This is a genomic window from Streptomyces sp. NBC_00341 (genome assembly GCF_041435055.1).
In the GTDB taxonomy this organism is placed as follows: Bacteria; Actinomycetota; Actinomycetes; order Streptomycetales; family Streptomycetaceae; genus Streptomyces.
In genome coordinates this window covers 4,276,933-4,289,445 of sequence record NZ_CP108002.1, presented here as the reverse complement: position 1 = coordinate 4,289,445, position 12,513 = coordinate 4,276,933, and the positions used below count along the sequence as shown (strand labels likewise).

Genomic DNA, 12,513 nt, shown 5'->3' with positions numbered 1-12,513 from the left:
CCAACCGCGAAGACTGGATGAACGACGATGCATCGGTACAGGTCCCACACCTGCGGCGAGCTCCGCGCCTCTGACGTCGGCACCGACGTCCGGCTGAGCGGCTGGCTGCACAATCGCCGAGACCTGGGTGGCATCCTCTTCATCGATCTGCGCGACCACTACGGTCTGGTGCAGCTCGTCGCCCGCCCCGGCACCCCCGGCAACGACGCCCTGGCGAAGCTGACCAAGGAGACCGTCGTACGGATCGACGGCAAGGTGTCCGCCCGTGGCGCCGACAACGTGAACCCGGAGCTCCCGACCGGCGAGATCGAGATCGAGGTCACCGAGGTCGAGGTGCTGGGCGAGGCCGCCCCGCTGCCCTTCACGATCAACGCGGAGGACGGGGTCAACGAGGAGCGGCGCCTGGAGTACCGCTTCCTCGACCTGCGCCGCGAGCGCATGCACCGCAACATCATGCTGCGCTCCTCCGTGATCGCCTCGATCCGCTCCAAGATGGTGGCCCTCGGCTTCAACGAGATGGCGACGCCGATCCTCACCGCGACCTCCCCCGAGGGCGCCCGTGACTTCGTGGTCCCGTCCCGGCTGAACCCCGGCAAGTTCTACGCGCTGCCGCAGGCCCCGCAGCAGTTCAAGCAGCTGCTGATGATCTCCGGCTTCGACCGCTACTTCCAGATCGCGCCGTGCTTCCGCGACGAGGACGCACGCGCCGACCGGTCGCCCGGCGAGTTCTACCAGCTCGACGTCGAGATGTCCTTCGTCGAGCAGGAGGACGTCTTCCGCCCGATCGAGAAGCTCATGACCGAGCTCTTCGAGGAGTTCGGCAACGGCCGCCACGTCACCTCGCCCTTCCCGCGCATCCCGTTCCGCGAGTCGATGCTGAAGTACGGCAACGACAAGCCGGACCTGCGCGCCAAGCTGGAGCTCGTCGACATCTCCGACGTCTTCGCGGACTCGGAGTTCAAGGCCTTCGCCGGAAAGCACGTCCGCGCGCTCCCGGTGCCGGACACCGCGGGCCAGTCCCGGAAGTTCTTCGACGGCCTCGGTGACTACGCCGTCGAGCACGGCGCCAAGGGCCTGGCCTGGGTCCGGGTCGGCGAGGACGGCAAGCTGGCGGGCCCGATCGCCAAGTTCCTCACCGAGGCGGACGTCAAGACGCTCACCGAGCGGCTCTCCCTCGTCCCCGGCCACGCCGTGTTCTTCGGCGCCGGTGAGTTCGACGAGGTCTCCAAGATCATGTCGGTCGTCCGCGTCGAGGCCGCCAAGCGCGCCGGTCACTTCGAGGACGGCGTCTTCCGGTTCTGCTGGATCGTCGACTTCCCGATGTACGAGAAGGACGAGGACACCGGGAAGATCGACTTCTCGCACAACCCCTTCTCGATGCCCCAGGGCGGACTGAAGGACCTGGAGGAGAAGGACCCGCTGGACATCCTCGCCTGGCAGTACGACATCGTCTGCAACGGCATCGAGCTGTCCTCCGGCGCCATCCGTAACCACGAGCCCGAGCTGATGCTCAAGGCCTTCGAGATCGCCGGTTACGACCGCGAGACCGTCGAGCAGGAGTTCGCGGGCATGCTCCGCGCCTTCCGCCTCGGCGCCCCGCCGCACGGTGGCATCGCCCCCGGCGTCGACCGCATCGTGATGCTGCTGGCCGACGAGCCCAACATCCGCGAGACGATCGCCTTCCCGCTGAACGGCAACGCCCAGGACCTGATGATGGGCGCGCCCACGGTGCTGGACGAGACGCGGCTGCGCGAGCTGAACATCCAGCTCCGCAAGCCGGTCGCGCCCGCGAAGGAGAAGGCCGAGGCCAAGGACTCGGTCGTCAGGGACACCGGCGCGAAGTAGCGTCGGCGGTTCCGCTTCGGTTCCGCTTCGGTTCCACGTGAAACAGCCCCCGGCCGACCGGCCGGGGGCTGTTTCACGTCCTGGCGGGACCTGCCCACACGCGGACCCCGGGCATACAAGTACACGAATCACCTGAACGGGTACAGCCGGATGGCCCCGGCGCCGGATTGGCCGGTCCCGGCTGCGGCAAAGACTGCCTGGGCGGACATCGGCGCAGCGGACCCCGGGCCGTGTCCGCCAAGCCCCTGCGGCTTCGCCACCGACTGCTGAGGAGCTCCTCCGTGTCCGTGCCCCGTCCGTGCGTGCCCCTGCGGCTGCCGTACGTCCTCTGTGCCGTCCTCGTCCTGCTGCTGACCGGGTGCGGATCGGGCGGCCTCTTCGGTACGGGGGGCAGCGCCGCCCTCAAGGGGACCTCGGGTGCCTCCGGTGTCCCCGGCCCGACCGGGACCGTCGCGTCGCCGCCCGCGGCGTCCCCCGTGCCGTCGTCGGCCGGACCCGCCGCGCGGCCCGGACCGCCGCCGGCCCCGCCCCGTGAGATCCCCGGGCTCGGCCCGCGGACTAGGGCGGCGATCCCACCCGGTACCCGCCAGGCGTTCGTCGTGACCGGCGAGTCCGTCGACTCCAACCGCTCCACCGCCGTGCTCTACACCCGCGACGGCCCCACCGCGGACTGGCGGGCGGCCCTGGCACCCTGGCCCGCCCACAACGCCCTCAACGGCTGGACGGACGAGCACTGGGAGGGCGACCTCCGCTCACCCTCCGGCGTCTTCACCCTGACCGCGGCCGGCGGCCGGCTCGACCCCCCGGCCACGGCGTTCCCGTACGACCTGAGCCCGGACTTCAAGGTGGAGGGCGAAGGGTTCCACGGGGAGCCGCTGGAGGGCTCGTTCGACTACGTCATCGCCATCGACTACAACCGCCTCCCCGGCACCTCCCCGCTGGACCACACCCGGCCCCTCGGCGACGAGCGCGGCGGCGGCATCTGGATCCACGTCGACCACGGCGGCCCCACCCAGGGCTGCGTCTCGCTCACGGAGGACCGGATGAAGGAGCTCCTGGGCCTCCTGGACCCGGCCCAGGACCCCGTCATCGTGATGGGCGACGCGGCGTCGCTCCTGCGCTGACAGGGCCTGGGGCCCTGTGGTTTCCGGTGTTGGTCGCCCCTTTCCGGGGCGCGGGGTTCCGTCCTCAATCGCCGGACGGGCTTGGTGTGCGGGTACTCCGCCTGTGCGGGGTGCGCCTGCCCGGTGGGTGGGGGGCGGTGCCCCTCCGGGGCGTCTCCTCGAAAATGGCGTGTTCACCCGGGTACGTGAGGGACCCGGGTCGTACGCCATTTCCTGCGGGGACTCCCCTGCACGTCCCCACCCCAGCGCCACTCGCGCCTACAACACCGGCGATACGACTGTCGCAGACGCGCGACGGCCGGGTTCGGGGGCGTGCAGGGGAGTCCCCGCAGAACGACGAACACAGACCCGGGTACGCAATGCGTACCCGCCGCACGTTCGTCGTTTGAGGAGACGCCCCGGAGGGACCCCGAACCCCCACCCACCGGGAAAGCGCCCAGCGGGGGCCCCGTACCCAAGCCCGTCCGGCGATTGAGGACGGAACCCCGCGCCCCGGAAAGGGGCAACCGACACGGGGCCCGACGCCCACCCGAAGACCCGGCCCCAAAGAGGCCTACGGCTTCTCCTCCAGGCGCGGGAACAGCACCGCGCCCTTCGTCACCGTCGCGCCCGGCGCCAGCCGGCCCCAGTCGGCGGCCTCCAGCATGCGCTGGTCGGAGAGCGCGCCCAGGGACTCCTCCGCGCCCAGGGACTCCCACAGCTTCTGGGAGGTGTCCGGCATGACGGGGTTCAGCAGGACCGCGACACCGCGCAGCGCCTCCGCGGCCGTGTACAGGATCGTCGCGAGGCGGGCCCGGCCCTCCGGCGACTCGTCCTTGGCGACCTTCCACGGCTCCTGCTCCGTGATGTAGCCGTTGACCTGCTTCACGAAGTCGAAGATGGACAGGATGCCGCCCTGGAAGTCCAGCTCCTCGCCGATCTTCCGGTCGGCCGCCGCGACGGCCTTCGTCAGCCCGTCCCGCACCGCCTGCTCGGGCTCACCCGCGGCCGTGGCCTCGGGGAGCGCACCGCCGTAGTACTTGCCGACCATGGCCGCGAGGCGCGAGGCCAGGTTGCCGTAGTCGTTGGCGAGCTCGGAGGTGTAGCGGGCGGTGAAGTCCTCCCAGGAGAACGAGCCGTCGCTGCCGAAGGCGATGGCCCGCAGGAAGTACCAGCGGTACGCGTCCACGCCGAAGTGCGAGGTGAGGTCCTGCGGCTTGATGCCCGTCAGGTTCGACTTCGACATCTTCTCGCCGCCGACCATCAGCCAGCCGTTGGCGACGACCTTGCCGGGCAGCGGCAGGCCCTGCGCCATCAGCATCGCGGGCCAGATCACCGCGTGGAAGCGCAGGATGTCCTTGCCGACCAGGTGCACGTTCGCCGGGAACGTGGCGTCGAACTTCTCCTGGTTGGCGCCGTAGCCGACCGCCGTCGCGTAGTTGAGCAGCGCGTCGACCCACACGTAGATGACGTGCTTGTCGTCCCACGGGACCGGGACGCCCCAGTCGAAGGTCGAGCGCGAGATCGACAGGTCCTGGAGGCCCTGCTTCACGAAGTTCACGACCTCGTTGCGGGCCGACTCGGGCTGGATGAACCCGGGGTTGGCCGCGTAGAACTCAAGCAGCTTCGGGCCGTACTGGCTCAGCTTGAAGAAGTAGTTCTCCTCCTTGAGGATCTCCACCGGCTTCTTGTGGATCGGGCACAGCTTCGTGCCGTCCTCCGCCTCGATGAGGTCGCCGGGGAGCTTGTACTCCTCACAGCCCACGCAGTAAGGGCCTTCGTAACCGCCCTTGTAGATCTCGTCCTTGTCGTACAGGTCCTGAACGAACTCCTGCACACGGTCGGTGTGACGCTTCTCCGTCGTACGGATGAAGTCGTCGTTCCCGATGCCGAGGTGCTCCCAGAGGGGCTTCCAGGACTCCTCGACGAGCTTGTCGCACCACGCCTGGGGCGAGACGTTGTTCGCCTCGGCCGTGCGCATGATCTTCTGACCGTGCTCGTCCGTGCCGGTGAGGTACCACACCTTCTCGCCGCGCTGGCGGTGCCAGCGGGTGAGCACGTCGCCTGCGACGGTCGTGTAGGCGTGGCCCAGGTGAGGAGCGTCGTTCACGTAGTAGATGGGGGTCGAGACGTAGAAGCTCTTCACGTCCTCGCCCCCCTGCTTCTCTGATCCAGTGGCCGCCATGGTCGAAATCCTAACGGTCCGTGGGAGGTCCACTCACACCGATAAACCCGGGAGCGGACGCGGAGAGCTTTGCGAAACATTCCTTCCGGTAGCAAAGACGCATCCTGGGATGGAGTGGACACGCATGGACGAGGCAGAGGACATCACGATGCGGGTACTGGTCGCCGAGGACGAGGAGATCCTGGCGGAGCTGGTCGCCACCGGGCTGCGGCGGGCGGGGTTCGCCGTCGACACGGTGTACAGCGGTGATGCCGCCCAGGCCTACCTGGGGCTGCATGACTATGACGTCGTCGTCCTGGACCGGGACCTGCCCCGGGTCCACGGCGACGACGTGGCCCGCGGACTCGTGGCCTCCGGCTCCCGCACCAGGATCCTGATGCTCACCGCCGCCGGCTCCATGGAGGACCGGGTCTCCGGCCTCGACCTGGGCGCCGACGACTATCTGGGCAAGCCGTTCGAGTTCCCCGAGCTGGTCTCGCGGGTCCGCGCGCTGCGGCGGCGCAGCGCCCGCCCGGTGCCGCCGCAGCTGGTGCGGTACGGCATCCGGCTCGACACCGTGCGGCGTACCGCGTCCCGGGACGGGCAGGAGCTCGACCTCTCACCCAAGGAGTTCACCGTGCTGCAGCTGCTGCTGGAGGCCGACGGCGCGACGGTCAGCGCGGAGGAGCTGCTGGAGCGCGCCTGGGACGCCAACGCCGACCCGTTCACGGGGGCCGTCCGCGTCTGCATGAGCAAGCTGCGCGGCAAACTCGGTGAACCGGCGGTGATCCGCACCGTGCAGGGTGTCGGGTACGCCCTGTGAAGCAGCCGGTCCGAGCGCCGCACGCCACGATCAGGACCCGGATCGCGCTCGTGTACGGCGGGGTGTTCCTGGTGCTCGGCACGGCCCTGCTCGCCACCGTCAACCTGGCCTCCCGCGCCGGTACGGACTCGCAGGCCCGCTCCATCGCCCGCACGGCCGCGGTCGTCCAGCCCGGCTACGCGGTGAACGGCCCCCTCGTCACCCGCCGGAGCCTCGGCCCGCCGACCGTGTACGACCTCACCGACCACGTCAGCGATGCGGCCGGGCACCAGTTGCTCATCTGGTCCGCCGCCGCGCTGCTCGTGATGACGGCCTGCGCGGTGGGCGTCGGATGGTGGACCGCGGGGCGGGTCCTGCGGCCGGTCCACGCCATGACCGCCAAGGCGCGCCGGCTCTCCGAGCACACCCTGCACGAACGGATTGCCTCCAGCGGCCCCGACGACGAGCTGAAGGAGCTGGGCGACACCCTGGACGCGCTGCTCGCCCGGCTGGAGAAGGCCTTCGACAGCCAGCGGCGGTTCATCGCCAACGCCTCGCACGAGCTGCGGACCCCGCTGGCCACCCAGCGGGCGGCGATCCAGGTCGGCCTGGACGACCCGACGCCGGACGACCTCGTACGGACCCGGCAGACGCTCCTGGACAACAACCGGCGCAGCGAGCGGCTCATAGAAGGCCTGCTGGTGCTGGCGCGCAGCGAGCGCGGGCTCGCGAAGGGCGAGCGGGAGGACGTGGACCTGGCCCGGGTGGTGGCGGAGGAGGCGGGCCGGCACCCGGGGGTGACCGTGACGACGGCTGGGTGCGCGGTGCGGGGGAACCGGATGCTGCTGGCCCAGCTGGTGGCCAACCTGCTGGCCAACGCGGTGACGTACAACGTGCCCGGCGGGACGGTGCGGGTGTCGCTGGCCGTCGCGGGCGGGGACGGGGTGCTGCGGGTGTGCAACACCGGTCCGGTGGTGGACGGCGCGGACATCCCAGGCCTGTTCGAGCCGTTCCGGCGGGGCGAGGGCAAGGACCGGATGGGGCCCGGCTCGGGGCTGGGGCTCTCGATCGTGCGCTCCATAGCGGAGGCGCACGGCGGTACGGTCACGGCGGTGCCGGGCCCGGAGGGCGGGCTCGCCGTGACCGTACGCCTGCCGGTGGATCAGGCGCCGGTGCCGTCCCAGGCGGCCAGCGCGGCGATCACCTCGCGGTAGAACACGGCGTCCGCGACCGCGCGCGGGGCGCGGCCCGAGTGGAAGAAGCCGGCGTTCGGGGCGTCCAGCTTCCGCAGGAAGTCGAAGCCCTTCGACTCCTCGTCACCGAAGGCGACGAACTGGAAGAACAGCGGCAGCCGTGCCGCGTCCGCCAGTGCCTGTCGGGCGGCCTGCTTGGCGTCCGGCGGGCCGTCCGTCTGGAAGATCACCACTGCCGGGCCGGTGGCCTCGGACCTCTCGTAGTGTGCGACGACCTCTTCGACGGCGCGGTGGTAGTTCGTCCGGCCCAGCCGGCCGAGGCCCGCGTTCAGCTCGTCGATCCGGCCCTCGTGGCCCGACAGCTCGACCGTGCCGGTGCCGTCGATGTCGGTGGAGAAGAAGACGACCTGCACGGTGGCGCTCTCGTCCAGGTGCGCGGCGAGGGCGACGGCGCGGTCGCCCAGGTGCTGGGCGCTGCCGTCCTTGTAGAACGGCCGCATGGAGCCGGAACGGTCCAGCACCAGATAGACGGTGGCCCGCAGGCCGGTCAGCCCGTTCGCCTTGAGCGAGGCCTGGGCGGCCTTGTACGGGACGACGAGCTCCGGCGCGCGGGACCTGACCCGGGCGAGGGAGAGCGCGGGCTTGCCGTCGGCGGGGGCGGGGGTGGCATCCGTGGTGGCCTCGGCGGCGGGCGGGGCGGGCGCGGCGGCAGCCTCGGTGGTGGGCGGGGCCGCGGTGACGGGCTCGGCGACGGGCTCCGCTGTTGCCGCGACGGGTTCCGGTTCCGTGATGGGTTCCGGTTCCGGTTCGGGGTCCGGGTCCATGTCGATGGTGATCGGCTCGGGAGCGGCCTCGGCTTCGACCGGCTCGACAGCGGGGGTTTCCACTGGAGCCTCAACGGGCTCCGGGGTCACGACGGCTGCCGGCTCCACGACCGGTTCCGGCTTCAGCTCCAGCTCCGGTTCCGGCTTCGACTCAAGTTCCGGTTCCGGCTTTGTCTCCGTGGTCTTCGTCCTCGGTCCGGAGCCCTGCGGCGGAACCGTGGGAGTGGCCTTGGGCGCGGGGGCGGCGGCCTTGTCGAAGGCGGCTGCCACCAGGTCCGTCGCCAGGTCGTCGTCGTCCTCGGTGGACCGGGACGACGTGGACCGGGATGTGGTGGACCCGGACGTGGTGGACCCGGACGTGGTGGTCCGGGAGGAGGCGGGGGAGGCCGGGGCCGGGACCGATGCCTTGGCGGCCGTGGCGGGTTCGGGCTCCGACTCGGCCTGCACGACCGGTTCGTCCACCGCCACCGACGCCGACTCCGTGGGCCGGGTGCGCTCGCCCTGGGGCGGGACCGTGGCCGTCGTCGGGCCGTCCTGCTCCGTGGCGTCACGGCCGAACACCTTGCGCAGCAAGCTCCGAATGCCCATGGGCGAGGCCTTTCACGTGAGTTGGGTGCGATGAATGTCCGTACTGCGGGAATTGATCCCTGGCCAGGGCGGATACGTAAGGTTAGCGGCCGGATCCGGCCGTTCGGTGGCGCGGCCCGCCTGAGGGACAACCGAGCCGAAACCGATCCCGGACCGAGTCCTGCAACTGCGCGGTGGTGGTCTGATGTACGTCATTCACATGTATTTCTGTAGTGCCGAGTTGCCTGGTTGACGGATACGTCCGGGGCCTGCGCGCATCGGGCGCACTAGAGTCGCCAGCATGGTTTCCGGTGAGGCACCGCAGGCGGCGGGCAGCGTTCGGGTCGACGTCTGGATCTGGTCGGTCCGGCTGACGAAGACGCGGGCGCAGGCTGCCGCCGCCTGTCGCGCGGGGCATGTGAAGGTGGCGGGCGAGCGGGCCAAGCCGGCCCAGGCGCTGCACGTCGGCGACGAGGTACGGCTGCGGCACGCGGGACGGGACCGGGTGGTGGTCGTGTCGAAGATCGTGAAGAAGCGGGTCGGGCCTCCGGTGGCCGCGGAGTGCTTCGTCGACAACAGCCCGCCCCCGCCGCCGCGCGAGGCCGCGATCCAGGTTCCGGTACGGGACCGGGGAGCGGGTCGGCCGACGAAGCGGGACCGGCGCGAGATGGAGCGGCTGCGGGGGGACGGGCCACCCGCGGAGTAGCCGGACGGGGGGCCCTACGGCTCTGGAGAGGCGATCGCCCTTGCCGCCGCCACCTCCTGGCGCAGCGGGGCCAGTACGCCCTCCTCGTCGCCCGGGAGTTCGGCGCGTACCTCCACCAGGACCTTGCTCGCCCTGATGCCCGCCGCCAGTTCGCGGAGCTGCCGCCGCACCTCGGCCACCTCGGCGGGATCCGGTTCCGGGGCACCGTGGTTGACGCGTACCCGGGCGGCGGTCGTGGCGTCCACGATGCGTTCGACCGCGACGACCAGGGGCCACCACGCGGCGGCCCGGCGGCCGGTCGGGGGCGGCTCGGTCAGGGCGCGCTGGAACTCGGAGCGTACGGACGACAGGTCCCGGTAGATGCGGCGCCGCGCCCGGACCCGCTCCGCCCGGTCGCCGGGGGCCTCCGGCTCGAAGGCGTACGCCACGTAGTCCGCGATGTCCGTCACCGCGTCGGCCAGCCGGTGGCCGATCCGGGCGTGCCAGCTCTCCGGCCAGAGCAGGTATCCGGCCACCAGCACGATGCCGCAGCCGATCAGGCTGTCCAGGAAGCGTGGCCAGACCAGGTGCACGCCCTGGTGGTTCAGCAGGTCCGACAGGAGCAGGATGACCGGCGTGATGGCCGCCGTCTGGAAGGCGTACCCCTTCGCCGTGAACGCCGGGATCAGCGCGGCGAGCAGCACCATCACCGGCACGTCCCACCAGCCGAGTGGCACCTCCGCCAGCACCGGAGCCGCGATGACGAGGCCGGCCGCCGTGCCCACGGAACGCAGTACCGCGCGGGAGAACACCGAGCCGAAGTCGGGCTTGAGGACGAAGGTGACGGTGAGCGCGACCCAGTAGGAGCGCGGCACGTCGATCAGTGAGGTCAGCGACTGGGCCAGCCCGATGCAGAGCGCGAGGCGCAGCCCGTACCGCCAGGAGGGCCCGGAGAGCAGGACGTTGCGGGTGGCGCGCCGGACCCGTACGCCCAGCGCGGCCGGACGGCCGAGCCGGTCGTCGACGTTGTACGGGTCGGGCTCGGCCTTGTGCACGACGACGGCGGCGTGCCGCAGGGCGCTGTCCACGGCCAGGGTGGCGGGTGACTCGGGCGCGGGCAGGGCGGGTTCGCCGCGGCCGGTGCGGCTCTCCTCGATGTCGTCGGCCAGCGACCGTACCGCCGCCGGGATCTCGGGCGGCAGCGGCCGGCGCCGCAGGTGCACCGCGGGGGCGGCCTCGACGAGCGGGATGACGACGTTGAGCTGGGACAGCAGCCGCACCATCGCGCCGCTGCGGCCGTGGTAGCGGGCGCGCCGGGCGAGGACCAGGTCGTAGGAGGTGTTGAGGGAGTGGGTGACGGCCTGCCGCTTCTCCTCGTACGCGTCGGTTCCGGCGGCGGCGAGCAGATCCGCGACCGCGCAGTACGTCCCGGCGACCGAGACCCGTTCCGGCAGTTTCCGCCGCAGCGGCCAGGCCAGCAGGGTGAGTACGAGGACGAAGAGTCCGCCGAGCGTCAGCAGCAGCGGCGCCACCCACCACGGGTCGGGCATCGGAAGTCCGGCGCCCACCACCGAGTTGAGCAGGAGCAGCAGACCGGATACGGAGGCCACGGCGCCGATCGTCGACATCATCCCGGAGACGAGCCCGACGACCGTCAGCACGGCGACGGCGGCCCAGCCGGTCCCGTACACCAGGGTGCCGATCATGATGCCGAGCGCGCCGAACACCTGCGGTACGGCGATGTTGAGGATGCGCATCCGGTACGCGTCGGCGGTGTCACCGATCACGCCGGAGAGCGCGCCCATCGAGACGAGCGCCCCGTACACCGGCCGGTCGACCGCGAATCCGACGGCGAGCGGCGCGGCCAGGGCGACGGACGCGCGGGCGACGGCGGCCCACGGGACGGGGGTGGGCTGCGGGCGCAGTCCGTACCGGAGCCAGACGGGCGGCATCCCCCGCCGTGGTGCCTCGGCGGAACCGGTGCCGGTCAATGCGCCCCCTCGTCGGTGCTCAGCGGTCAGCCGCGGTATCCCTCGACCTCGTCGGCCGGGCGGACCCTGGCCTGTGACGGGTCCTCCCCGAACTCGCTCAGCGCGCGACGCTGCCGCAGCAGGTCCCAGCACTGGTCGAGCCGGACCTCCACCGTACGCAGTCGCTGCCGCTCGTCGGCGGTGAGGCCCGGATCGCGGGCGCCCCGGTCGCGCAGGCTCCGCTCCTCCGCGACGAGTCCGTCGATGCCGCCGATGATGTCGTGCTCCTGCTCGTTCATGGTGTCGTCCCTCTTCCTGGGGTCTTCAGCGGTCCGGGGATTCATCCGGGGATTCAGCGGTGGCCGTGGTGGCGCAGCACGATGACGGTCTTGCCGCGGGCCCCGCCCGTCCGGTTGCGGTCCAGGGCCTGCGGGGCCTTCTCCAGCGGGAGTTCGATGTCGATGGGCACGCGAAGCACTCCTTCCGCCGCGCCCGCGGCCAGGACGTCCAGCAGTACGGGGTTCGGGTCGAGCCGGAAGTCGACGCCGCACACGCCCTCGGGGAGCGCGGCCGCGCCCGCGACGCCCCGGGTGCTGAGCGCGATACCGCCGGGCCGGACCGCCGCGGCGTGGGCGGCGAACGCCTCGGGGGTGTCGGAGACCAGGTCGGCCAGCGCGTCGATGCCGTCCGGGCAGACAGAGCGCACCGACTCGGCCGCCGGGCCCCGGGTCGTGTCGATCGTCGCGGCGGCGCCCAACGAGCCCATCCGGGAGCGCTCGTCACCGCGCACCGCCGCGACGACGCGTATGTCGCGGGCCCTGGCGAGCTGGGTCAGGCAGCTTCCGACGCCGCCCGCCGCGCCGATGACCAGCAGGCTCTCGTGGCCGCGCAGCACCACCGTCTCCAGGATCTGCGCGGCCGCCATCCCGGCCGACGGCAGCGCGGCGGCGGTCCTGGCGTCAAGACCGAGCGGGACGAGCGTGATCGCGGCGTCCTGCGGGACGCACACGTAGTCGCAGTACGTACCGGCGCCGACCGGCGGCCCGGCCCGGCCGAAGACCCGGTCACCGACCCGGAAGCGGTTGTCGCCGGCGCCGATCATTTCGACCCGGCCCGCGAAGTCCACACCGAGGATGAGCGGGAACACGGGCGGGGCCTGCCGGCCCGGGGAGCCGTCGGTCGGTTGCGAGTCGTGCGGGGCCTGTCCGTCCGGGGAGCCGTCGGCCGTCTGCCAGTCGGAGGGGTTGAGGGAGGCGTACTCGACCCGCACCCGTACCTCGCCGGGCGCCGGTTCCGGCTTCGGGAGCTCCATCAGCGCGGGGTAGGACCGGAACGCGCCGACGGCGATGGCTCGCATACG

General features: G+C 71.7%; 10 protein-coding genes. 5 read left to right on the top strand and 5 right to left on the bottom strand.

The features are described 5' to 3' along the window. Nucleotides 1-27: 27 nt before the first annotated feature. Complete coding sequence (aspS, locus tag OG892_RS19270) at nt 28-1,845, top strand: aspartate--tRNA ligase (protein ID WP_073733359.1); 1,818 nt, start codon at nt 28-30, stop codon at nt 1,843-1,845. 281 nt (nt 1,846-2,126) lie between these two features. Then, nucleotides 2,127-2,969, top strand: coding sequence for a L,D-transpeptidase family protein (locus tag OG892_RS19265; RefSeq protein ID WP_371629809.1), 843 nt, complete (start codon nt 2,127-2,129; stop codon nt 2,967-2,969). A 553-nt stretch (nt 2,970-3,522) separates the two neighbouring features. On the opposite strand, the gene metG is transcribed toward OG892_RS19265, so the two are convergent. Beyond that, a complete protein-coding gene (gene metG / locus OG892_RS19260; protein WP_371629808.1) occupies nt 3,523-5,133 on the bottom strand; it encodes a methionine--tRNA ligase in 1,611 nt (536 codons plus the stop codon). Nucleotides 5,134-5,281: 148 nt separating this feature from the next. Between metG and OG892_RS19255 the strand changes: the two genes are divergently transcribed. Together OG892_RS19255 and OG892_RS19250 are read left to right on the top strand one after the other, a co-directional pair. Beyond that, a complete protein-coding gene (locus OG892_RS19255; RefSeq protein WP_073733731.1) occupies nt 5,282-5,935 on the top strand; it encodes a response regulator transcription factor in 654 nt (217 codons plus the stop codon). Next, on the top strand, nt 5,932-7,128 hold the full coding sequence (locus OG892_RS19250; protein WP_371629807.1) for a sensor histidine kinase: 1,197 nt from the start codon (nt 5,932-5,934) through the stop codon (nt 7,126-7,128). The genes OG892_RS19255 and OG892_RS19250 overlap by 4 nt, the downstream gene beginning before the upstream one ends. On the opposite strand, the gene OG892_RS19245 is transcribed toward OG892_RS19250, so the two are convergent. Beyond that, nucleotides 7,077-8,519: a VWA domain-containing protein gene (locus OG892_RS19245; protein ID WP_371629806.1), complete on the bottom strand. Its 1,443-nt coding sequence runs from the start codon at nt 8,517-8,519 to the stop codon at nt 7,077-7,079. The two genes, OG892_RS19250 and OG892_RS19245, sit on opposite strands and share 52 nt — an antisense overlap. Before the next feature lie 280 nt (nt 8,520-8,799). Here OG892_RS19245 and OG892_RS19240 point away from each other — a divergent pair, with 280 nt between their 5' ends. Further along, nucleotides 8,800-9,204, top strand: a complete 405-nt coding sequence (locus tag OG892_RS19240) for an RNA-binding S4 domain-containing protein (protein WP_073733363.1) — start codon at nt 8,800-8,802, stop codon at nt 9,202-9,204. Nucleotides 9,205-9,218: 14 nt separating this feature from the next. Here the strand turns inward: OG892_RS19240 and OG892_RS19235 are convergent, their stop codons facing one another. The 3 genes from OG892_RS19235 to OG892_RS19225 all read right to left on the bottom strand — a co-directional run bounded on the left by OG892_RS19235 (nt 9,219) and on the right by OG892_RS19225 (nt 12,510). After that, the gene (locus OG892_RS19235) at nt 9,219-11,135 is read right to left on the bottom strand and encodes an FUSC family protein (protein ID WP_371631655.1); all 1,917 of its coding nucleotides are present in this window, start codon (nt 11,133-11,135) and stop codon (nt 9,219-9,221) included. Nucleotides 11,136-11,200: 65 nt separating this feature from the next. Then, nucleotides 11,201-11,452 (bottom strand): DUF2630 family protein, encoded by a 252-nt coding sequence (locus tag OG892_RS19230; RefSeq protein ID WP_073733364.1) that lies wholly within the window; start codon nt 11,450-11,452, stop codon nt 11,201-11,203. 53 nt (nt 11,453-11,505) lie between these two features. Beyond that, nucleotides 11,506-12,510: an NADP-dependent oxidoreductase gene (locus OG892_RS19225; protein ID WP_371629805.1), complete on the bottom strand. Its 1,005-nt coding sequence runs from the start codon at nt 12,508-12,510 to the stop codon at nt 11,506-11,508. Nucleotides 12,511-12,513: the final 3 nt, after the last annotated feature.